Source organism: Parapedobacter defluvii, assembly GCF_014642075.1.
Lineage (GTDB): Bacteria > Bacteroidota > Bacteroidia > Sphingobacteriales > Sphingobacteriaceae > Parapedobacter > Parapedobacter defluvii.
This window is the reverse complement of record NZ_BMIK01000003.1, coordinates 26,184-49,218: the sequence shown is the minus strand read 5'-3', so window position 1 is coordinate 49,218 and position 23,035 is coordinate 26,184. Positions and strand designations below refer to the sequence as shown.

Below are 23,035 nucleotides of genomic sequence, written 5' to 3'. Positions count from 1 at the left end.
GACGCCGCGGCTTAGCAAAAATTAGCGGCCGCGGCTTTAAGGATTTTGGCGATGCGCTGACGCAGGCTGTCCGGTTCGATCACCTGTGTGCCGTCGCCAAACATCAGCAGCCAGCGGGGAAACTCATCGTGGACGTCATGCGTTTCAAATTCCATTTCCAGGTGTGGTCCGCAATCGCGTTCAGCTACAAAGCCGTAGTGGCCACGTTGCCATTTCAGGTAGGGGGCCAGATCTTTCGTTACGTGGATGCGGACCGTTGTTTTAGGGGTTTGATTGCGGGCCTGCTCCCGTTCCTCCATGAATTGACCTAACGGAGGATGTTCCTGGGTGAATGACTCGCCCGTTAACCACAACTGGGTAATGCGGTCTGCACGGAACTGGCGATACGCTTTGCGCGTATGGCAATACGCATAGATGTACCAATAGTTCATTTCGTGGAACATGCCTACGGGTTCAATTACCCGTTGCTGCGGCAGTTCGTCGCGCAGGCCCTTATAAGACAATGTAACCTGGAGACGCCGTGCAATGCTTTCGAAGATCGTGCTTAATGCATGGGGAACATCGGCATTGAAAATTTCGTAACTCGGCTTAGCCATCACAATTTTCGACTCGATATTGGATAGCCAATCCTTTTCCGTGATCCGGAGTACTGCTTTGATCTTGTACAGCGCGGCTTCGTAATGTTCTTGCAGCTTCTGGTCCATGAATTTTCCCATCAGCTTCTGTGCCCCCACAAAACTAAGTGCCTCCTCTTTCGTAAACAGCACCGGTGGCAATCGGTATCCCTCCACAATGCTGTAGCCAGCGCCTGCTTCACCGAAAATGGGGACACCTGCCTGCTCCAGACTGCGGATGTCCCGGTAAATAGTACGCAGGCTCACGCCGAATCGGTCGGCAAGCTCCTGCGCTTTTACTACGCGCTTGGATTGTAGCTGGATGTAGATATTGACAATCCGATCGAACCTTTTGGCGGTATCTATGGCCATCTGAGTCTTTTTTTTGCTCTCTTTATTCTTGTACGGTTACCCGGATTCCCTCGCTGTGGCTGCTGAACTCCGGAGCATACATGCACTGGATGGTGCTGATGCCATTGGAGAAATTGCCCACTTGCGAAACAAATACAGGGTATTCAAACACATAAGTTCCTTTGCGCAGGTAGTCAAAAAAGAAGTTGGTTGCCACATCGCGCGTGCTCTCATAGTATCCCAGCCCCCCTTGGTAACGGTAGCCGCTCAACACGTTAATGGGTTCAAAGCAAGCCGCCCGCATGTCTTTCAGGTGGACGTACTCCATGTCGCGATCTACCCGCAATTCGATACGAACGGTAACCTTATCGCCTACTTTTAGCGGATTATCGGAAGTGATTTTTTCCAATACCGGCCCGTTGCTGCTGTTGCGTTCGATGAAAAGCTGCTTGTGCAGGCGTAGCGGCGTTTCCGCTCCGGTGATTTTATCCAGGTCTTCAAAATATTGCCAATAGACGGCACCCCAAGCTACCCCTTCGTTTTGGGCTTGTTCCACCTTTACGGAAATATTGCCCATGTCGGCCGTGATGGCATCGCCCTCATAGCGCTTTTTGAAGTAACCCGTGCCCGCTTCGGTATTTATCTCGGTAGACCGAATGGTTTCCTTGCCGAGCGAGAGCGTTACCACCGGCTCATTGACCAGCCAGTCGCTACCGTGCAAAAGCAACGCGTAGATGGCATCGGAAGTAGCCTTGGTGGTATTCCAATATTGGGTTTGTTTTTGCTTGATCAACCATACGTTAAGGTCATCCACCGCTTGGGTGTCTTGAGTCACTTCTGCAAAGGCTTCGATCAGCAACGCCTGTGCCTCGATGGGGGCCTCATACCACCGGTATCCACGGGGCATGGATTTCCAATACATACCCAGTTCGTCGTTGTGAATGGCAGTTTCACGAAGAGAAGTCATGATTTCGGCTGCGGCTTCTGAGTTGTTACCACGATGCAAGGCAAGGGCAAGCTGCCCCTTTAAGTAAGGGTTAAATTGGGGCCAGAATGCTACGGCCTGCGTAACATAATAATCATATGCCATTTGGCTTTCTTTGGGTATAGCCGGGTTGTTGATGAAGCTGCGCAGGTAAAGGTATTGAACCTGAGGATAGCTGATGTGGGGGTCGGCCAATTTTGCTTTGTTCTTCAACAGGTTGTCATAGTCGGCCTGAATCTGCCGATCGAGGTAATCCATTGCTTTTGTCAGTATCTCCGTTGCCGCTTTGGAAGAGGCAGCCTCAACACCAAGGTGGCGAAGACGGGCAATGCCCGTGGCAATGTACTGCGTAATGTAACGGTCGCTCATCATTCCCCGGAACCAGGGAAAGCTACCTTCCGGCAATTGCATTTCGCCTAGTTTAGAAAGGTTTTGTTGCAATCCCTTTGCCAGCTTATGGCTTTCAAACAATCGGGCGATCTGGTGTTTTTGCTCGGTTTCATTCTTGGCCTCCATCACCCAGGGAGTTTCTTCCAGCAGCGCCGATTTCAATTCCTGGTTTTTCTCCAGGTTGGATAGTAGCGCTGCCGTATCGCGGGTTGCCCACTGGTCAAAGATGGCCTTAACTTTTGGCGATTGCCCCACGATGTGCGCAGCCAGTGCGTTTGCATAAAACCGGTTGAACACCTGTTCTGCACATTCGTACGGATATTCCATCAGGTAGGGCAATGCCTGTATGGCATACCAGGCGGGATTTCCGGTAAACTCCACCGTCAGGGCATGGTTTACCAAGGTATTGCTGGGTTGGTCAGTCAGTTTTTCGAGCGTAAAGGTTTTGGTTTCATTGCCCCGTACGGGTAGCGGCAGCGTTTCCGTTACCAACATGCGGTTGGTGATGACAGGCAGTGTATTTTCTTCGCCGTCGGTAAAGTTGCCGGCTTTGGCGGTAATGCGGACCACGACCGGGCTGATGTGATTTTCGGGGATGTGAATCACCCAGTCGACGGTGGTGCTTTGACTGGCACGGGCCGTAAATTCTTTTTGAATAAGGGTTTCACTGAAACCGGTTAAGGGTTCAAGAGTTGCCGCATCCAATAATTGCAGGTTGGCTATCCCCTGTAGGTCGCCCGCACTGATGTTGCTGATTTTGCTGCTGATGCGGACATCGTCGCCCTGACGTAGAAAACGTGGCAGATTGGGCATTACCATCAAGTCTTTCTGCGTTTTTATTTCACCTTGCAGGTAACCCGTTTTCCAATCCGTTGTATGCGCAAAGGCCATGAACTTCCATTCGGTGAGGGCCTCAGGCAGGGTAAATTTGAAGGTTACATTTCCATCTGCGTCTGTTTGAAGGTGGGGAAGGAAGAAAGCCGTTTCCTGTAAATTGGTTCGTACAGGGGGGGCTGTTTCGATTTCGTCTCTCGCCTGTTCGGCAGAGGCGTCCGCCGGCTCGGAGGCTTCCGTTTCGACGGAGCCGGTAACACTTTTCCTTTTCTGGTTTCCATAGCCTACTACGACCACTTCTTCCAGGGCCGCATCCGCAACGCCTGCACTTGCCTCGGGGGCGGCTGCCCCCTGCACGCGGCCGGAAATGCCACGGAGCATCAGCTGTTGCGGAGCCGGATAAATCAGGCTGGCCAGACCATCCAACGCATCGTAGCGTTTCTCAAAGGAAATCGGAACCACCTCCTGTAGGTTATCAAGCCAGGTGTTTCCGGTAGAACTTCCGAATCCCGGATTGGCATTCCAATTCCCGGTTAAGTTATTCGTTCTTGCCAATGTAGGTCGTTGCCATCCATGGTATTTCAGTGCATCCAGGGATGCATCGTAAAGGCCCGCCAGCAGCTCTGCTGCAACCATCTCTTTTTTATTGCCTTTGATCGTCAATCGCCATTCCTCCGTCTCACCCGGTAGCAACTTATCCCGGTGAGTGGCCCATTCCAACTGGAGGTCACGATTGGACCAGGGAACTGTGATGCGCTGCCTGCCTTGATAAACACGGTTATTATGCACATACAACCACGAGAAATCAACTCCACCCCGGTCTTTTTCCGTTAACAGGCGGCTGATCCGCTGCGAAGAAGTGAAGGCTGTAAATTCGGGGGTAATGTCGGTGCTGGTTTCCAATACATACGTACTGTCCGGCCCTGTTTTTACCACCATCTCCAACGACTCATCGGGTTCCAGCGAGGTTTTATTTGTATACACGAGCAAGGGTTCCTGTGGTCTCATTTCCGAGGCGGGATCCAGTACGTAGGTGTATTTTTTTTCGATGATTTCGTTGCCCTGTGGATCCTTTGCGCGCAGTTCGATTACATGCCAACCTTCCTGTTTCCAGCCGTTGGACGGTAGCACCACCTCATGAGTTGTGGCCGTATGGATGGAGGTGTCCCAGGTGGCTTCCCCTTCGGACCATTGGAGGTAATCTGCTTCATCGCCATATTCATCGTCCGGGAATGCGGCCCGGAATTCCGCTTCGGACATCAGGTACTGGTCGGGTTTTTCCCACAATCGTTTCCGGTAAAGTTTTCCCGGAAATTGCAGCGGACGGATGGATATGGAAACGTCCGAAGGTGTCGGGACACCGTTGAGGTTTTCGGTGCTGATGGCCAATTTTTCCGGCTGCTTACGGTTGAGGTGCTCATTTATTGACGCCACGATCTGCAGGGAGCGATAGCCTGCGTGGACGCTTTGATTGCCGCTCTGTGTTTCACCATTGACATCCGTTACATCGGCATACACGGTATAGGTAAATATTGGCCGGGTATCCGGATTGAGTTGCTTATCGGGTATGGTGGTAAACGGGATTTCAAATGTACCTTCGGCATCGGTGGTCAGCGTACCATTGGCAATTTCCATTTCCGGAGAATTGGGCTGCCCCCAACGGTAAAATGCCCAGAAATAAGGGAAGCGTGCATGTCTTACTACCCGGTAGCGGACTTCTGCACCATCGATGTTGTTTCCGGCGTAGGCTTGGGCCTTCCCCTTTACCGTTACGGCTTCGCCGAGCGCGATGTTTGCTTTCAGTGAGTCAAACTGTACCTGAAATTTCGGCCGTTTGTATTCTTCCACAGAGAAATAAGCGGAACCCAGTTCATTGCCGAGGCGCATTTGGCCGGTGAGGCCGCTCTCCGGTGCGGTGAATGTACCGGAGAAAGAGCCGTATTCATTGGAAGTCAGGTCTGTTGAAGTCACTTCCTGACCGTTGGCATCGTATAAGGTTACCGTTGTTTGTTTATTGGGCAGCACCTTATTGGTTTTGCTTTTAATGCCCTGTTGTACGAAGATGCCCTTGAAGTGGATCGTTTGACCGGGGCGATAGAGGGAGCGGTCGGTAAAGAAAAAGAGATGATCACTGGTTTTGGGTTCGTTGCCATCCTTGCGGAATGAATAGTAATGGCCGGGCAATTGCAGGGAATCGTTATGGTGGGCGATTGTAATAAGCGCCACCTGTTTGGGAGAAATCAATGCTTTGCCATCTTCATCCGTTTTTGTTTTGCTCAGCCTGGTATATTTATATTCCCTTTTACGGCCATCCCATTGGCTCTCCCAATAGGTGACTGAAGCACCACGCAGCGGCATCCCCGATTTACGGTGCAAGGCAAACAGCCATGTGCCGTTTTCGGTATGATGAGTTGCCATGCTGATGGCAGACACTTGAAAAGATGTAGCGTGCAGGATATTTTTTGTATGCTGAAAATCGGGTGTTGCGGAAATCACCAATACGTATGCGCCCACGGGCAGGGGATCTATTTTTAATTCCGTACGATGCTCGTAATGGTCACCCGCGGCAGGAAGTGTGTGTTCCCAGGATCGGATCGGTTTTGTTTGGAGTAAGCTGGTTTGCTGCTCGTCGGTCAACTGGTTTTGCCGGGGGGACATTGGCAATAGGTCGTTATATAGACGGATATATACCTTATTTAGATTCTGATACGTAAGCAATGCCTTACTGTTTTCATCGGGAAGCACTACTTCTTCCGTCTGAGCGGAGAGGGAAGGGTTGGTAAGTTGTTGCATCAGGTTCGAAGCATTTGCTGCTCCCTCGGTATTTGGAAAACGTGCAATAAGGGCCTCCAGCCGATTTTTAAGTGCGGGGAGATCCGTTTTTTGCTGCGAATCGGTTGACCGATTGTCGTACAGAAACTGGATGATTGTATAAGAAACCTGTGCACTTGCCTGTGCGTTTGGGTACTGTTTTTCCAAGGCCTGCAAAGCGTGTAGATACAAACTGTCCTTGTCGGGATGTATCGAATATTGATGGACAAAAGCAAGCCGTTGGAGGTCGGCATCGATGAGTGCATCGGGCTGTGCGTCAGGAAGGTGGAAATCCAGCAACTGTTGGTACGTATGCAGCGCCCGGAAATGCAGTGCCTCCGGATGTGCAGGATTTACCTTCACATCAGCGAGCCGCTTTGCGGGTTCAAACCATAGGGTGCCATCAATCTGGAATTGGTAAGCTGGCTTTATGACATCTTTTTCATCGTTTTGAAAAAAATCAATTGCGCGGAATGCAAGGAAATCGTATAGCGTAGGGCGCAGATGCCGGGTGTTTTCGCCTTTGGCAATGACCGGGGCATAATGCGCTACCGGTATCTTCTTCAGTAGTTCGCTTTCCAGTATGGATGCCTGATACAGCTCACTTGCTTTGTGAATCAGGGTCGCAGCGTCCCAGGTTGCAAGGTCGGCCGGCGGCTCTCCAGCCAGGGGTGTCCGGCTCAATATCGACCAGCGGTTGCGTTGGTAATACTGCCAGTACAATTCGCCGTTGATACTTTGCCAAAGTGCTTTTTCCGCACCCTGGCTTGTTTGGATGAGTGAGTCAATCTTCCGGATATTGTGTACTGTTGCATCATCTTGTACAGTTTCGTCTACGCCCATCAAAAAGAGTTGTGCCTTGATGGCATTCGGGGCGTCAGACTTTTGCTGCGCTGTGGTTACAATCTTTTGGGCAATTTCTGCTGCCGATTGCGGACGTCCTTTTTCAATGAGGGAATCAATCAGCTGCCATTCTTTTTCAAATGAAGCGGGGAGTGTTTGTTTTTGTGCCATGGCGGTTGTGATGGAAAAGACCAAAACAAAAGAGAAGATGCTACGAATCATGCTGTTAGAAATTAATGTCCCTCGATGTGCTTGCGCAAACTTAACTAAAATTGCGCCACATTATACAGGATATGGACGCATTGTCCCCCACGGATGCTACAGGAGGGAAAATTCCATAAGCTGTTTTAAAAAAAGTGTGATTATATTCTTAAAGCCTTTACCGTCAGGAGGGGTTGCAAAAAAAGAATTTTTAGTTTCCAATGTTTTTGGCATAAATAATGCGTAGCTTCGCTATTATTTAATTTTTTATTTTTATACCACAATGCAAGAAGGCGTAGTAAAATTCTTCAATGAGACCAAAGGTTTCGGCTTCATCACTCCGATTGGTGGCGGTGAGGATGTTTTCGTTCACGTATCAGGTCTGATTGACCAAATTCGTGAGAAAGACGATGTGTCTTTTGAAATTGCGAAAGGCAAAAAAGGTCCGAATGCGGTGAACGTAAAGCTCATCTAACAGAAAGTCAATTGGATTGGTTTTCATTGAAGCTGCCCTTTCAGGCAGCTTTTTTTATGGTGGATAACGTCAATTCCAAACCTGTTGAAGCCACTTATGAAAGTACAAATGTGTAGGGATAGGGTGTCTTTTCGTTGGCGGGAAGTGAATACTTGAAATTTTTAGATTCGTCCATTTATCCTTAGTTTTGTCGGCACCAATTTGCGGAACGTACCTTGAATACCGACGAAGATAAGAACGAAAAAGAATTACTTGCGCAAATACAGTACGGGAGTCAGCTGGCTTTCAGACTTCTTTTTGAGCGATACCATCCTTTCGTTTATGCGTTTAGTCGTCGGATTACACATTCGGAAGAACTGGCGGAAGAGATTGTACAGGATGTATTTTTGAAAATTTGGTTAGACCGTGAACGTTTAAATACGGTCGATCATTTCCCGGCGTATCTTAACCGGATTGTCAGAAATCATTGCTTTAACGTGCTTCGTAAATTGGCTTCTGAGACTAAACACATGGCCGAACATCTGGTAGGTTTTGAGGAGGCTGACCACAGCACCGTAGAAAATCTGGATTACAAAGACGTTAAGCGGATACTGGATGAAGCCGTGGAATCTCTTCCGGCCCAACAAAAGCGGGTGTATCAACTCTGTCATCAGGAGGGGTTGAAGTATGAAGAAGCGGCGGAACGGTTAAACCTGTCGCCGCAAACTGTGCACGCCTATATGAAAGAAGCTTTGCGCAAAATTAGAGCACATTTTAAGAACTACGCGGTTTCTTATGTTGCGTTTTTTATGGCACTGTTCAGTTAATATCCGTTGAAAAACAAAAAAAGATATTTTTGAATACCCCGTATTTTTTTTCACATGTGTCAATGTTAATAAAAGGCATTGATGAACCCAAAGCATCGTCGGATACACGAACTATTTTCGGATCATTTGGAAGGAAAGCTATCTTCGCTGGATCAGCAAGAATTCCGAGATTATCTGAATGATCCGGCTTTTGAGCAAACCATCAAGCAGCTTCTATCCGAAAGATTTGACCAGGAAGACGTACCCGTCAGCCTGAGCAAAGCTAAACAACAGCAGCTACTTACCCACATCTTTGGCTATCAAGACAGCGTCACAACCCTGAAATCAAAAAAGGTACGTCCTTGGCTACCTTATGTTGCTGCTATATTGGTTGCGGTGTTGGCGGTCACCTTGATTATTTATTCAGTGAGGGATAGATATACCATTCAAAGCGATCAAAGTGTCGCTATCGTTGCTGTCGCTGATGTTCCCCCGGGAACCAACAAAGCGACCCTGACATTGGCCGATGGCCGTATCATAGACTTAAGCGAATCGGAATCAGGTATTGTTGTTAAGGACGATCGCATCGCGTATCATGATGACTTGCGTGAAGTTGTCGATCTGCCCGTCAGCGGTGTGCAACAATTGGTTTTGGCTGCACCAAAGGGAGGCACCTACCAATTGACGCTGTCCGATGGGACCCGTGTATGGCTCAACGCCGGTTCGACCTTAACCTATCCATCGGGATTTGGCAAGCGTGAACGTTTGGTGGAACTTGAAGGCGAAGCTTTTTTTGAAGTGAGTAAATCAACCGTTCCCTTCCGCGTGCGCAGTGCAGGGCAAACCGTAGAAGTATTGGGTACCACTTTTAACATATCGGCGTATCCGGATGAGCCTGCAACCCGGACGACGTTGGTCGAGGGGAGCGTGCAGGTTGTGGACTCACGCACAAATACCACAAACAGACTCGTGCCGGGACAACAAAGCACCCTGCAAAAAAATGGGATTCTGAATGTCAAAAAAATAGCTATCGAGCAATATATTGCTTGGAAAGAAGGGTTATTTTATTTCCAGAATACCTCTTTTGAAGATATGATGTGGCAAATATCCAGGTGGTATGATGTAGAGGTCGTCTATGCCAAAGCCATACCTAATGATACATTTACAGGAACGATGAGTAGGAATTTATCGTTAATGACCGTTTTGGAACTGTTGAATGTTTCTGACGTTCCGAATGTCCAACTACGCCTGATCGATAAACAATTGATTGTTGAATAATGAAAGAAAGGAGGGAACCAAATGAAGAAAATATGACACTCAATCGTTCGTAAAACAAAAAGGGAAGTGCGGCAAACACCTCCCCGATGTCTGGACAGAACCAGTCGTAAACCACGTATTTAAAACCAGTTATTTAACGTATCCAAACGTACAAACGTAATGATAAATTATGTATTTCCCTTATTGAGGCAAAGAGAAAGCCCCAAGGGAGAGATAGACCAATTAATGCGCATAATGAAACTATTATCGCTGCTGCTTTTTTGGACGAGTATGCACCTAAGTGCCGCAACTTTTTCCCAAACGGTCACGTTAAAAGTTAAGAAACAGTCCCTATCACAAGTATTGATGTCCATTAAACAACAAACCGGATATCATATTATGTACAATGATCGGTATGTGAATCCACGTGCAATAGTATCGGTACAAGCTACTAATAGGCCGCTGGAAGAAGTGTTGAACAAACTGTTAGTGCCGCAATCGCTAACGTATTACATGAAGGATAATACGATTGTGATCCGGCCTCTTGAATCCAATGAGCTTCCGCCGGACATTGGAAGTAGCAATTCGCAGCAAAAGATTATCAGTGGAAAGGTAAACGATGAAAAAGGGGAGCCGCTGGAAGGGGTGACGGTGACGTTGAAAGGTACGTCAACCGTGACTACCACCCTTGCCAACGGTGAATTTCAATTAACTGTGGAGGATGCGAATAAATCGCTGATATTTTCCGCGATCGGATTTGAAACCCAAGAACTGCCACTCAATGGCCAATTGGCAGTAGCGGTCATCTTAAAATCCGCAGTTAGCGATTTGGACGAGGTGATTGTCGTGGGCTATGGTACACAACGTAAAAGTGATCTGACTGGGGCGGTTTCAAGCGTGAAAGAGGCCGATATTAAAGCGACTCCTATTGTAGCGCTTGACCGCGCGTTGCAGGGACGGACGGCAGGTGTGCAGGTGACCACCAATTCAGCGAGACCTGGCGGAGAGACAACCGTTCGCATACGCGGAACGGGCTCCGTTAATGCTTCCAACGAGCCCCTGTATGTCATTGATGGGTATCCAACAGGCGACTTGAACTCCATCAATCCATCGGATATTGAATCCATAGAGGTGTTGAAAGACGCTTCCGCTACGGCGATATATGGCTCCCGGGGTTCCAATGGTGTTGTGATGGTTACCACGAAGCGCGGCAGGAGCGGACAGTCGAACATCAATTTTGAAAGCTATTATGGAAGTCAGTCGGTAAGCAAGAAGATTGATCTATTGGACGCACGCGAATACGCAGCGTTTATCAATGAGGCACGCATCAACGCAGGAGGCGGTGCTTATTTCGATGGTTCATCGCCCGATCGGCCGAATGTCTCCGAGCTGGGTAGCGGAACTGATTGGCAAGATCTTGTGTTCCGCGATGCGCCCATCCAAAATTACCAATTGGGATTCAATGGTGGGGATGATAAAATGAATTATGCATTATCCGGAAGCTATTACGATCAAGAAGGAATCATTATCAATTCGGCTTTTAAACGGTATACGCTTCGGGCAAATGTGGATCGTGAGGTGCGGTCGTGGATAAAAGTAGGCTTAAGCATGCAAGGAGCCTATACAAAAACGAACAATGCGCGGACGGAAACCGAGGGAGGAGCTAGTGGTGGTGTAACCAACGCGGCGATTAACTATGCCCCGGTTTTTCCAATTTACGATACGAATGGTGTGTATTACCGAGAGGTAGGACAACTGAACGGAAATCTGGTAGATAATCCGTTGGGCATCGCCAAAGAGGTAACAGACATCAACAATGGCATGCGGTTCCTTGCTAACGGGTACGCCGAACTTTACTTTCTGAACTATTTTACGTTTCGGACAACCATCGGGGCTAATGTGGCTAATAATAAATCCAATTACTATGCAACACGCCTGATCTCCTTGGGGGCGAACTCGAACGGCTCCGCGAGTGTCTCATCAAATTCAGGATACAATTGGCTGAACGAGAATACACTCACATATCAACGCGTATTTGCTGAAAAGCACGACGTGACCGGCTTGTTGGGATATACGGCACAGGCCAGCCACAATGAAAGTGTGGGCGCTTCCGCTGTTAACTTTAACGACGACTTCGCAATGTATAACAACCTCGGTGCTGGAGCTACGCTACGTCAGCCATCCTCCGGCGCTGCGGATTGGGCATTGATCTCTTTTCTGGCACGGGTCAACTATGGATACGATAGCCGGTATCTGCTGACGCTGACCGCGCGGAGCGACGGATCGTCGCGCTTTGGCCCAAACAAAAAATATGGATTTTTCCCATCGGGAGCGTTTGCCTGGCGCATTTCCAACGAACCGTTTTTCACCACCGGAAGGTGGGTGAGCGATGCAAAGTTACGCATCAGTTATGGGTTGACCGGCAACCAGGGAATTTCCGACTATGCCTACTCGTCTACGATCGCGCAGAGCACGGCTATTCTGGGTGGGGCAAACCCTATCCTCCGCCTCGGTGGAGTGCCCGGAATTATCAGTAACCTCGATCTGGGTTGGGAAAGCAACCGTCAATTGGACATGGGTGCCGATGTGTCTTTTCTGAATAATCAGCTGCGATTGACAGTCGATTACTATAATAAAGTAACGGCCAATTTACTCTTTTCGGTAAATGTTCCGCAGACCACAGGCTACAGCACGTCCTTGCAGAACATCGGGAAAATCCGGAATTCGGGGTTGGAAGTGGCACTCGGAAGTAATGTGGGGTCAGCGGAAAGTTTTCAATGGGATGCGGACATTAACATCGCTTTTAATAAAAATGAAGTGCTTCGGCTGGATGGCCGGCCTGAATACCTAACGGGCTCTGGAGTGGGCCACCTCCAGGTTTCCAATCCCATCCAACTGAAGGTGGGTGAACCTTTAGGTAATTTTTATGGACGAGTAATGGATGGCATTTTCCAGAACGAAACGGAAATTGTAGGGTCTGCCCAGCCTAATGCCAAACCGGGGGATATCCGTTACCAAGATTTGGATGGTAATAACACGATCAACGATGAAGATCGAACCGTCATAGGCAATGGCTATCCGAAATTTTTTGGCGGCTTCAACAACACATTCCGCTACCGGGGATTTGATCTGAATGTTTTTGTACAGGGAAGCTATGGCAACGAGATCCTGAACTATGGGCGCTTTGATCTATATAACCTCAACGGAAATAATAATCAGGCTGGAGCCGTGGTGAACCGATGGACCCCCGAAAATCCATCAAGCACAATTCCAAGAGCGAATGCTTCGGGCGGTCAGCGGATTCTTTCCACCTTCCATATCGAAGACGGCTCTTACCTCCGATTGAAAAATATTTCCTTGGGTTATCAGCTTCCTATGTCGTTTTTGCGTAAGATCGATGGACGGTCTATCCGGATTTATGTCGCAGCACAGAACGTTTGGACCTTGACAAAATACGAAGGATATGACCCCGAAGTGAGCCGTTTCGGTACGACATCAATTAGCCAGGGCATGGATTATGGGGGATATCCCGCAGCTAAAACATTTTTGGTAGGATTGAATATCGGTTTATAGCTAATCATGCGTTGACTAACATAATATGAAACCGAGAAGTAAATAATATTGACACACAAGGCAATCATTATTTACATCGAGCGCTCATCAACCGATTAAAAAAATAATTAGATGAAAACGATTATAAAACTTTTGGCGATCACTTCACTCGTTTACTCCTCTTGCGTACCCGATCTTGATTTGGAACGCGTAGATTCGAAGTCGGTTAATACGTTCTACAGGACACCCGAAGATGCAAATTCGGCAGCCATTGCATTATACGGACAGCTTCGAGATCTTTACAGAGACGAGGTGATTAATACGCCCAATAATGTTGCTTCAGATGACGCAATTCCATTTTTAACCGGGAATGCAGACCGTGTAGCCCTATGGAATTACAACCTGACGCCGGAGAATACGTTCGTCGGAAACATTTGGGCCACCGCATATTCGGGTATACAGCGATCAAACGTCCTGTTGGCTCGCGTACCTAGTATAGAGATGGATGACCAGTTAAAGAACCAATACCTCGGTGAAGCTCACTTTCTTCGTGCGTTTCATTATTTCAATCTGGTGCGCTTCTTTGGAGATGTGCCGCTGGTGTTGGAAGAGGTAACCTCCTTAAATGGGATTGAGGTGCCACGACAGCCTTCTGATCAGGTGTTCGAAACCATCATTGACGATCTTAACACGGCTGGACAGTTGCTTCCAACATCGTATACGGGTAACGATGTCGGTCGCGCCACACGTGGTGCGGCGATGGGCCTCCTTGCTAAGGTGCTGCTTACACGCGCAGGTAACAATTCTGCTTCACCCTATTGGGCGCAGGCCGCGGCAAAAGCAAAAGAGGTTATCGATCTGGGGCTTTATGACCTATGGGAAGACTATGAACAAGTGTACGATATGGCAAACCGATGTGGAAAGGAATCGTTGTTTGAAATACTCTACATTACGGATCTGTCTGGCAATAACCTGGCGACAGGCTATGCCCCGCGTGGAGCACCGATCGTGCCCGGAACAGGAAGCGGTATTTTACGCGCTACCAAAAGTCTTTTTGCTGGTTATGAAGCGAACGATGAACGGAAAGCGGTTACTTTTTTGACTTCGTATATTCATCCCAATACGGGTGCTGTTGTCAATCTATCCATCGACAATCCCGATCCAGCACTTGCAGTTTCTTTCTGGAAGCTTGCCGACCTGACTGCGACCTTGTCTGGGCAGGCGGGTAAAAGCTTTCCTTATCTTCGGTTTTCGGATATCTTGCTGATTTATGCCGAGGCGTTAAATGAAAGCAACGGTGGGCCAACCGACGATGCGTATGCGGCGCTGAATCGCGTGCGGATGCGCGCCGGATTGCAACCATTGGATGGATTGAACCTGACTAGGTTCAGGGAGGCTGTGTTAAAAGAAAGAAGGCTAGAATTTTGTTTCGAAGCCAACCGGTGGTTTGATTTAGTGCGTCGCGACCGTCTGATTGAAGCAGTGAAGGCCGAAAACAGTTTTTCACGTGATGCCAATATAAAAGATTTCAATCGTTATCTTCCCATTCCGCAGCGGGAGATCGATGCAAATGCAGCATTGATACAAAACGAAGGCTATTAATAACGGAGGCTATTAATTATGAAAAGACATCAGTTGGGAACACTTCTTTTAAGCCTAGCAATGGGCCTCCTCGGGGCAATTGCCGGAGGATGTACCCAAGAGCGCGAATACGATATTGTAATTTACGGCGGCGGATCTTCTGGATTCATCGCAGCTATTCAGGGGGCAAAGTTGGGGAAATCGGTGGTACTTGTGGAACCCGGCAACCACCTGGGCGGCATCAACGTTGAAGGATTGGGCGGAACGGATATCGACAACCATCACGAATTTCAGAACAGTCCGGCGGTGGGTGGACTTGCCCTGGAATTTTATCGACGGATAGCCGACGCATATGGTATACGTGATTCATTCGACCGTGCAGTCCAACAAAAGTTAAAAAATCCGCGTATGTGGCGGTTTGAACCGCACGTTGCTGAACAGGTTATTAATGATTGGGTTAGGGAATTGCCGATTACCGTACTTTTGGAAGCGCCGCTCGTTGAGGGTGAAACGCCTGCAATTATGGAAAACGGGACCATTCGTTCCATCCGTACCGAAAAAGGTGTGATCAATGGAAAGGTGTTCATTGATGCAACCCTAGAAGGTGATGTGTTGGCTGCGGTAGGCGTATCCACAGTGATCGGGCGTGAGGCAAATGCGGAGTATGAAGAGACAAAAAACGGGATTAGAGAACACACTACACATTGCCAGTTTGCTGTCAAAGTCGATCCGTACCGGGAGCCCGGTCGTCCGGAAAGCGGTACAATCCATGGCGTATTGGATGAATCATTGGGTACACCGGGCACCGCCGATCACCGCCTTCAAGCGTATTGTTTCAGGGTCTGCCTGACAGATAGTGCCGAAAATCGCCTTCCGCTTCCAAAACCGGAAAACTACGATCGAAGTCACTATGAGTTGTTCATTCGGTACCTAAAAGCGGGGGGACAAATCTACCGGCCCCGTGTCGGTCTTCCCAACCGGAAAACTGATTTCAACGGCGGTAGCGATGTGTCCCATAACCTGAATGGGATGAACTACGGTTACCCAGCAGGTGATCGGAACCAACGGCAACAGATTCTGGCGTATCACCGGGATTTCACACAAGGACTATTTTATTTTTTGGCCAATGATACTGAGGTAGGGCAGCTAGATCCCGACTTGCAGAAAGCATGGTCGAACTGGGGATTGCCTAAAGACGAATTTCAGGACAACGGGGGATGGCCCCGGATATTTTATGTAAGGGATGCGCGCCGTATGGTATCCGATTACGTGATCACAGAACATCATGCGGATAAGCTGAATCCAACACCGGTAGCAGATCCGGTTGCCGTGGCCTTCTGGCCGCCCGACGTGCACAATGTCCGGACCATCGTCAAGGATGGATATGCTTACAATGAAGGATTTGTCTTTGGGGGCGATTGGTGGCAGCCATTTGGCATTTCCTATCGGGCATTGGTACCTAGGCGAAGTGAATGTACCAATTTAATCGCGCCGACCTGTCCATCTTCAAGCCACATCGCCTACGGTGCCATCCGGATTGAATTTACGTTTATGGCATTGGGTCAGGCAGCTGCCACAGCCGCGGCGTTGACAGTCGATCGCCGTTGTGCCGTTCAGGATGTTCCCTATGATCAACTGGGTAAATCGCTGATCGAACAAGGACAGGTTCTTCGAATTCAATAAGCCTATAGCGGTATATCCGTTGCATTGATCAATTGTTTTCAGTAATATTGACGGTTGAACTAACAGACGACACTATAGGAGATCATAATGAACCGTAGAACTGCTTTACGCACATTCTTATACATTGCCGGAGGTACCTTGGTACTTCCGGCCTGTTTCCGGGAATCTGGAAAAGCCAGCATTGATTTGACGAATCTCTCGATCAGTGAGGACGATGAGCACCTGCTCGCCGAGGTGACGGAAACCCTGATTCCGGCTACCGACACACCCGGTGGCAAGGAATTGCTATTACATCTCTTTGTCCTGAAGATGGTCGATGACTGCCATACCCCAGAAGAACAGAAACAATTTACAAAGGGACTATCGGCATTTTCGGTATGGTCGAAGCAAGAGCTAGGCACCGGATTTACCATTGCTGACGCGAATAGCCGCACGGAATTGCTCGGTAAAATCGGCGAAAGTACCGACGAAGACCTGAAACAGTTCTTCTCTATCACGAAACGCCGGACCACACAGGGTTATCTGAACTCCCAGTATGTGATGACCAATCTGGTGAAATATGAACTCGTACCGGGCCGGTACAATGGGTATGCTCCGGCATAACAACGAATCTAACTACAGAAAACTAAACAAATAACGGAATTTCTATGGCAAACCTGGCAATAGACAGTATTAAGGAACGGACATTTGATGCCATTGTGATCGGCTCCGGTGCAAGTGGCAGCTGGGCTGCCAAAGAGTTTACGGAAAAAGGATTAAAGACCTTGCTGCTGGAACGGGGGCGTAACGTGGAACACGTGAAAGACTACCCAACCACCAACCTATATCCCTACGAATTTGAACACCGGCTGGAAATGCCGTATGAAGACAAGCAAAAGAATCCCATTGCAAACCGTTGTTATAACTACCGGGAGGATTCGAAGCATTTTTTCGTAAAGGACGATGAGCATCCGTATATCCAGGTGAAAGATTTTGACTGGATACGCGGCTACCAGGTGGGTGGCAAATCTCTTTTATGGGCCAGGCAGGTGCAGCGTTGGAGCGACTTTGATTTCGAAGGACCAGCGCGTGACGGGTTTTCCGTCGATTGGCCCATCCGGTATAAAGATATTGCACCCTGGTACAGTTATGTGGAACGATTCGTCGGCGTGTCGGGCAACAACGACGGGATTCCGGAATTGCCCGACGGTGAGCATTTACCTGCATTCCCGCTCAATGCCGTGGAAGATCACTTCAGCAAGTCAGTAGCGAAACACTATAAAAACCGTCATGTAATCAGCGCACGGTGCGCACACCTGTCAAAACCCAACCCCATCCACATTGAGCAGGGTAGGGTACAGTGCCAGAACCGGGTGCTCTGCCAGCGGGGCTGTCCATTCGGCGGCTACTACAGTGCCAATGCGGTGACCATCCCCTGGGCGCAGAAAACGGGCAACCTCACCTTGCGGCCCCATTCGGTGGTGCACTCCATCCTTTACGACGAAACCAAGGGCAAAGCGACCGGTGTTAAGGTAATTGATGCCAATACAAAGGAAGAAATGGAGTTTTTTGCAAAGGTGATTTTTGTGAATGCATCGGCTTTGAATACCAACCTGATTTTGCTGAATTCCATTTCCAACCGGTTTCCGCAGGGGCTGGGAAATGATAACGGCCTCATGGGCAAATATGTCGCATTCCATAACTATACGGCCACCATTGGTGCCGAATACGACGGATTGCTGCAATACCGTACCGATGGCCGTAACCCGGCTGGTGGGGGATATATTCCCCGCTTTCGGAATGTGTATCGGCAAGAGACGGATTTCCTGCGTGGTTGGGCAGCCGGTTTCGGTGCCGGCCGTGCCGAAATACGGGACACGTCGGGTGTAGGCAGCGCGTTGAAAGAAGGCATGCTGAATGCCAAATTGGGTACGTGGCGGGTACATTCGCACATGATGGCGGAAACTATTCCGAAAGAGGAAAATTTCGTGAGCCTGGATGCCGATCAAAAAGATGCATGGGGCATTCCATTGCTGCGTATTTCGATAGACTACGACGAAAACGACCGGAAGATGCGGCAGGATTACTACGAACAGATGACCGAGATGTACGAAAAAGCAGGTTTTACCAACATTCAGACGCGCGACGACAACCGGAGACCGGGCAACGACATTCACGAAATGGGTGGGGTGCGTATGGGGCATGATCCGAAAACCTCATTGTTGAATAAATGGCACCAGTTGCATGCCTGCCAAAATGTATTCGTCACCGACGGGGCCTGCATGACGTCTACGTCTACACAAAATCCGACACTGACGTACATGGCTTTTACAGCAAGGGCCGCAAATTACGCCATAGATGAAATGAAAAAAGGAAATCTGTAACTGCCGGAAATAATAGCTTAGCGAATATGCGGATACGTTCAATTGTTTACTCGGCCTGTTTGATCGGAAATCTTGCCGTCTTTCAGCCGGCACAAGGTTTGTGTCAGGAATACGCGTCTGCCGACCGCGTGCAGCTTCATCGGGCACAGACTGTATTGGACACGATTTACGCGAAGTATGCTGCAGATCATACTTTTTTACTTCGTGAAAACTATCCCTATGACCGCACGTATCGGGCTGACTACCTGGCTAGTGATCCCAATTCGACCACAAATGCCTACGCTTACCTCTGGCCGTTCTCAGGAACGCTTTCTGCGGCCAATGTGCTTTTCGAGCGTACGGGTGATACAGCGTATCTCCGTTTGATAGACAGCCGCATACTGCCGGGCTTACAGGCCTATTATGACGATAGCCGGCAACCGGCCGCCTACGCCTCTTATATCCGCTCGGAAGGACTCTCTGACCGCTTTTACGATGACAATATCTGGCTGGGGATTGATTTTGCTGAGTTGTACCTCCAAGGCAGACGCCACGAATACCTGACGAAAGCGGAGGAAATCTGGGCATTTGTAACGAGTGGGCAGGATGCTCTGCTGGGGGGTGGGGTCTACTGGTGTGAACAGAAGAAGGAATCTAAGAACGCCTGTTCCAATGCACCTGCGGCCGTCTTTGCACTGCGCTTGTTTGAAGCTACGGGCGATAGCCTTTACTTCCACCAAGGCAGGGAATGGTACGCCTGGACGAAAAAGTGGTTGCAGGATCCGGAAGACGGGCTGTATTGGGACAACGTGAGTCTCGAAGAAAAGGTTGATAAGCACAAATATCCCTACAACAGCGGGCAGATGCTGCAGGCAGCGGCATTGTTATACCGCTTAACGGAAGATCGCAGCTACCTGGTAGATGCACAGCGGATTGCGGAAAGCGGCTACGGATTCTTTTTCGAAGATGTTACGGGGAGGGATGGAAAATCACGTAAGCTGTTAAAACGGAGTAATAATTGGTTCATTGCCGTGATGCTGCGGGGCTATGTCGAACTCTTCGGCATTGACGGCAACCGGTCTTACCTGGAGGCGTTCCGCGAAAGCCTGGATTATGCGTGGGAACATGCGCGATCCCAAGAGGGGCTGTTTGGCCAGGAATGGAAAGGGGCCGGACAGAAATCCAAGCCCCTTAAATGGCTGTTAGACCAAGCGGCCATGGCCGAAATGTATGCCCGGATTGCGGGCGTCTTTTAACGTCCGAAGTCGTCCTGTACCCTGACGATATCATCCTCATCCGATGGGTTGCCCGCATCGGTATGCTGCCAGATTTCAGCGAGAACTCCCCATTCATCCAACCCTACCAGGCGGTGACGCTCTCCCTGATTCAGCCGGATTACATCACCCGGATTCAGAATTTGCAGTTCGTGCTCCTCATCGGTATCGCTGGTTACGACACCCACGATGCCACGTACTACCTGCCAGATTTCGGCACGACGGTGATGGTATTGCCAGGATAGACGCTTACCAGGTGCTACCACGAGAATTTTCGGGCTGAGCTTGCCAGATATCTTAAGCTCCTGCACATCGATCCCGTTGAAATACGTGTTGGCAAACTGTTGGGCCTGTGATTCCTCGATGACGAAAAACCCACCCCATGGGCGTGTCTGGTCTTGTTGTACAACCTGAAATCCTTGGTCTGTAAGAATTCCCTCTATTTCCTTGAAAAGTTCTTCCTTTGCTTGGTAAGTCATTGGCTTATCTTTTGAAGCGGCTAATATATTGCTTTTTTTGGTTTCTCCATGCTGGTTTCAGAGAATTCACACCCACAACCCTTGGAACAGCCTCCCTTGTTCCTGAAAGACCGGCGTGTCCGCCTGATCAAAAATACGACTGCCACTAAAAATAATGCACCTATGGCAATGTATTGAATTAAAAATGCATCCATTGTTATTTCAAAAGTTGGTATGCCACTAAAGCGGCAATATACGCAAAACCCGTCATAAATGCCAATTGGATAAACGTCCATTTCCAGGAATTTGTTTCTTTCCTGACAATGGCAATCGTACTCATGCACTGCATGGCAAACGCATAGAACAGGAGCAGGGATATGCCCGAAGCAAAGTTATAAGCCGGTTTGCCGGTATTGGGGTTGATCTCTGCAGCCATGCGTTCACGGATGGTCAGCTCGTCGTCCGTACCACCCAGGCTATACACGGTAGCCATGGTACTCACGAACACTTCCCGGGCAGCAAACGACGAAATCAGCCCGATGCCCATCTTCCAGTCATAACCCAACGGCTCAATTACAGGTTCAATAAAGCGACCCATGGTGCCAAGGAATGAATATTCGAGTTTTTGGGACTGCACCTCGTTTTCGAAATCAGTTTCGCTGATCCCCGGCTTTTCCGACCGTACCACGTCTTCCGCATTCGTAAATCGCTCATCCACACCAAACGAGCCCAAAACCCACAGGATGATACTGATGGCGAGGATGATTTTCCCCGCACCCCACACGAAACCCTTGGTTTTATCCCATACATTCAGCAGCACATTGCGCACTACCGGGTATTTGTAAGTGGGCAGCTCCAAAATGAGGTAACTTTTGTACTTCGATTTCATCAGTTGTTTAAGCACCCAGGCACTTCCCAATGCGGCCACGATACCCAACGCATACATGCCGAATAGAACCAGTCCCTGCAGGTCCAGGCCAAGGATTTTTTCGGACGGAATGACCAGCCCGATGATGACGATGTAAATCGGCAAGCGTGCAGAGCATGTCATAAAAGGGGTTACCAGAATGGTAATCAGCCGCTCTTTGTCGTTTTCGATGGTCCGTGCAGACATAACCGCCGGGATGGCGCAGGCAGCGCCAGACATCAGGGGAACGGCGCTTTTGCCGCTAAGGCCAAAGGGACGCAGCCAGCGGTCCATCAGGTACACCACACGACTCATATAGCCTGATTCTTCCATCAATGAGATGAAAATAAAGAGGATAGCAATCTGCGGAATGAAAATGACAATCCCACCGATCCCGGCAATGATGCCGTCCGTTATCAGTCCGTTGATTGGGCCCGCCGGCAGCCATTCGCCCGCACTGGAAGCCAGCCAGGCAAAGGCATTGTCAATGGCATCCATGAACGGGCCCGACCAGGTATAAATGGCCTGGAAAATCAGCAGTAACAAGGCGAAAAAGATGACATATCCCCAAACGGGATGCGTCAGCACATGGTCTGCACGCTCCGTCGCATACTGTTTTTTCTTTGCCGGATCTTTAATCACACCGGTTAACTGGTTTTCCAGTGACGCATGCCTTGCCAGGGCTTCCCGGATCTGGAGGCGATGATAGTTGAGGCCGTGGGTTTGGCGGGCGGTTGTTATTTCTTCAACCTGGTTGTTATTCAGGTGCTTATTCTGCTTTTGTGATAGATATAGCCAGGCGATGTATTCATTCCGTTGTCCGGTATGTTCCCTGATGTATTGGGTGGCGGCAGTAAATTCTTCGGGGATGACAAAAGAAGGCGCATATCCATTGGGTTTAAAAGCCAATGCATCCTTCAGTTGATCGATGCCTTTACCTGAACGCGCGTCGGTGAGCACAACCTTCGTGGACAGCACGTTTTCCAGCTTACTGACATCTATGGACGTTCCTGAGCGCTCGGCTTCGTCCATCATGTTAACCACAAATATGGCAGGCAGCCCCATTTCACGGATCTGCTGATACAGAAAAACTGCCCGCTTGATATTAAATGGATCCCCGATCACCACAACCAATTCGGGGTGATTGGGATTCGTCTGGTCAACCAATACGTCATAGACGATTTCTTCATCCAATGACGAAGGATGGATGCCATACGCGCCGGGCAGGTCAATGACGTGATATCGGGTTTGCTGATGAGTGAAGCTCCCCGTTTTCTTTTCCACGGTGATTCCCGGATAGTTACCTACCTTTTGCCGTAATCCGGTCAACCGGTTAAATACCGTAGATTTTCCAACGTTGGGGTTGCCCACCAGGGCAATCTTGATTTCCGTCATGCTTTATAGGATCGATTCGATTAAGATAAGATCTGCTTCGGATTTCCGTAACGCAATGGCATTGGGATTGTCCTGGATGCGGAGATACACCGGGCCATTGAACGGAAGTTGTTGCTTCTTGGTCAGGGTTACCCCCGGTAGAAGCCCCATTTCGTAGATTTTGATGGGTATTTCGTCCGATAGGTATCCCACAATCGTGGCGGTTTCTCCGTTTTGCAGCTGGTTAATGGATTTATGTTGGGACATTGTTCGCTCAATTAATATCAAACTCCAAAAGTACTAATTTACAATGAATCT

Annotated in this window: 15 protein-coding genes; 9 read left to right on the top strand and 6 right to left on the bottom strand. The window is 49.0% G+C overall.

The genetic code is table 11. The features are described from left to right. Positions 1-11: 11 nt before the first annotated feature. Together IEX60_RS06590 and IEX60_RS06585 are read right to left on the bottom strand one after the other, a co-directional pair. Positions 12-986 (bottom strand): helix-turn-helix transcriptional regulator, encoded by a 975-nt coding sequence (locus tag IEX60_RS06590; RefSeq protein WP_188748766.1) that lies wholly within the window; start codon positions 984-986, stop codon positions 12-14. Between the two features lie 22 nt (positions 987-1,008). Then, the gene (locus tag IEX60_RS06585) at positions 1,009-7,050 is read right to left on the bottom strand and encodes an alpha-2-macroglobulin family protein (protein WP_188748763.1); all 6,042 of its coding nucleotides are present in this window, start codon (positions 7,048-7,050) and stop codon (positions 1,009-1,011) included. 262 nt (positions 7,051-7,312) lie between these two features. Here IEX60_RS06585 and IEX60_RS06580 point away from each other — a divergent pair, with 262 nt between their 5' ends. From IEX60_RS06580 to IEX60_RS06540, 9 genes are all read left to right on the top strand, one after another. After that, entirely contained in the window at positions 7,313-7,504 is a 192-nt protein-coding gene (locus tag IEX60_RS06580; RefSeq protein WP_090627439.1) for a cold-shock protein, read from the top strand. Positions 7,505-7,719: 215 nt separating this feature from the next. Then, positions 7,720-8,310 carry an RNA polymerase sigma factor gene (locus IEX60_RS06575; RefSeq protein ID WP_188748761.1) on the top strand — a complete coding sequence of 197 codons (591 nt, stop codon included), beginning with the start codon at positions 7,720-7,722 and terminating at the stop codon, positions 8,308-8,310. 81 nt (positions 8,311-8,391) lie between these two features. Then, positions 8,392-9,567: a FecR family protein gene (locus tag IEX60_RS06570; protein ID WP_188748758.1), complete on the top strand. Its 1,176-nt coding sequence runs from the start codon at positions 8,392-8,394 to the stop codon at positions 9,565-9,567. A 234-nt stretch (positions 9,568-9,801) separates the two neighbouring features. Next, on the top strand, positions 9,802-13,119 hold the full coding sequence (locus tag IEX60_RS06565; RefSeq protein WP_229717454.1) for a TonB-dependent receptor: 3,318 nt from the start codon (positions 9,802-9,804) through the stop codon (positions 13,117-13,119). A 111-nt stretch (positions 13,120-13,230) separates the two neighbouring features. Next, entirely contained in the window at positions 13,231-14,700 is a 1,470-nt protein-coding gene (locus IEX60_RS06560; protein WP_188748754.1) for a RagB/SusD family nutrient uptake outer membrane protein, read from the top strand. Between the two features lie 18 nt (positions 14,701-14,718). After that, entirely contained in the window at positions 14,719-16,362 is a 1,644-nt protein-coding gene (locus IEX60_RS06555) for an FAD-dependent oxidoreductase (protein WP_188748752.1), read from the top strand. Positions 16,363-16,449: 87 nt separating this feature from the next. Beyond that, positions 16,450-16,965 (top strand): gluconate 2-dehydrogenase subunit 3 family protein, encoded by a 516-nt coding sequence (locus IEX60_RS06550; protein ID WP_188748749.1) that lies wholly within the window; start codon positions 16,450-16,452, stop codon positions 16,963-16,965. A gap of 44 nt (positions 16,966-17,009) precedes the next feature. Next, positions 17,010-18,725 carry a GMC oxidoreductase gene (locus tag IEX60_RS06545; protein WP_188748747.1) on the top strand — a complete coding sequence of 572 codons (1,716 nt, stop codon included), beginning with the start codon at positions 17,010-17,012 and terminating at the stop codon, positions 18,723-18,725. A 26-nt stretch (positions 18,726-18,751) separates the two neighbouring features. Next, entirely contained in the window at positions 18,752-19,960 is a 1,209-nt protein-coding gene (locus IEX60_RS06540; RefSeq protein ID WP_188748745.1) for a glycoside hydrolase family 76 protein, read from the top strand. On the opposite strand, the gene IEX60_RS06535 is transcribed toward IEX60_RS06540, so the two are convergent. The 4 genes from IEX60_RS06535 to IEX60_RS06520 are packed head-to-tail and all read right to left on the bottom strand — an operon-like array spanning position 19,957 to position 22,984. Beyond that, positions 19,957-20,457 (bottom strand): cupin domain-containing protein, encoded by a 501-nt coding sequence (locus tag IEX60_RS06535; RefSeq protein ID WP_188748743.1) that lies wholly within the window; start codon positions 20,455-20,457, stop codon positions 19,957-19,959. The two genes, IEX60_RS06540 and IEX60_RS06535, sit on opposite strands and share 4 nt — an antisense overlap. A gap of 20 nt (positions 20,458-20,477) precedes the next feature. Then, a complete protein-coding gene (locus IEX60_RS25120) occupies positions 20,478-20,651 on the bottom strand; it encodes a FeoB-associated Cys-rich membrane protein (protein ID WP_188748741.1) in 174 nt (57 codons plus the stop codon). 2 nt (positions 20,652-20,653) lie between these two features. Then, on the bottom strand, positions 20,654-22,738 hold the full coding sequence (gene feoB / locus IEX60_RS06525) for a ferrous iron transport protein B (protein ID WP_188748739.1): 2,085 nt from the start codon (positions 22,736-22,738) through the stop codon (positions 20,654-20,656). Between the two features lie 3 nt (positions 22,739-22,741). Beyond that, complete coding sequence (locus tag IEX60_RS06520) at positions 22,742-22,984, bottom strand: FeoA family protein (RefSeq protein WP_188748737.1); 243 nt, start codon at positions 22,982-22,984, stop codon at positions 22,742-22,744. Positions 22,985-23,035: the final 51 nt, after the last annotated feature.

Coding starts and splice junctions, on each gene's coding strand:
- IEX60_RS06590 (WP_188748766.1), bottom strand. CDS start 986: ATGGCCATAGATACCGCCAAAAGGTTCGATCGGATTGTCAATATCTAC.
- IEX60_RS06585 (WP_188748763.1), bottom strand. CDS start 7,050: ATGATTCGTAGCATCTTCTCTTTTGTTTTGGTCTTTTCCATCACAACC.
- IEX60_RS06580 (WP_090627439.1), top strand. CDS start 7,313: ATGCAAGAAGGCGTAGTAAAATTCTTCAATGAGACCAAAGGTTTCGGC.
- IEX60_RS06570 (WP_188748758.1), top strand. CDS start 8,392: ATGAACCCAAAGCATCGTCGGATACACGAACTATTTTCGGATCATTTG.
- IEX60_RS06565 (WP_229717454.1), top strand. CDS start 9,802: ATGAAACTATTATCGCTGCTGCTTTTTTGGACGAGTATGCACCTAAGT.
- IEX60_RS06560 (WP_188748754.1), top strand. CDS start 13,231: ATGAAAACGATTATAAAACTTTTGGCGATCACTTCACTCGTTTACTCC.
- IEX60_RS06555 (WP_188748752.1), top strand. CDS start 14,719: ATGAAAAGACATCAGTTGGGAACACTTCTTTTAAGCCTAGCAATGGGC.
- IEX60_RS06550 (WP_188748749.1), top strand. CDS start 16,450: ATGAACCGTAGAACTGCTTTACGCACATTCTTATACATTGCCGGAGGT.
- IEX60_RS06545 (WP_188748747.1), top strand. CDS start 17,010: ATGGCAAACCTGGCAATAGACAGTATTAAGGAACGGACATTTGATGCC.
- IEX60_RS06540 (WP_188748745.1), top strand. CDS start 18,752: ATGCGGATACGTTCAATTGTTTACTCGGCCTGTTTGATCGGAAATCTT.
- IEX60_RS06535 (WP_188748743.1), bottom strand. CDS start 20,457: ATGACTTACCAAGCAAAGGAAGAACTTTTCAAGGAAATAGAGGGAATT.
- IEX60_RS25120 (WP_188748741.1), bottom strand. CDS start 20,651: ATGGATGCATTTTTAATTCAATACATTGCCATAGGTGCATTATTTTTA.
- feoB (WP_188748739.1), bottom strand. CDS start 22,738: ATGACGGAAATCAAGATTGCCCTGGTGGGCAACCCCAACGTTGGAAAA.
- IEX60_RS06520 (WP_188748737.1), bottom strand. CDS start 22,984: ATGTCCCAACATAAATCCATTAACCAGCTGCAAAACGGAGAAACCGCC.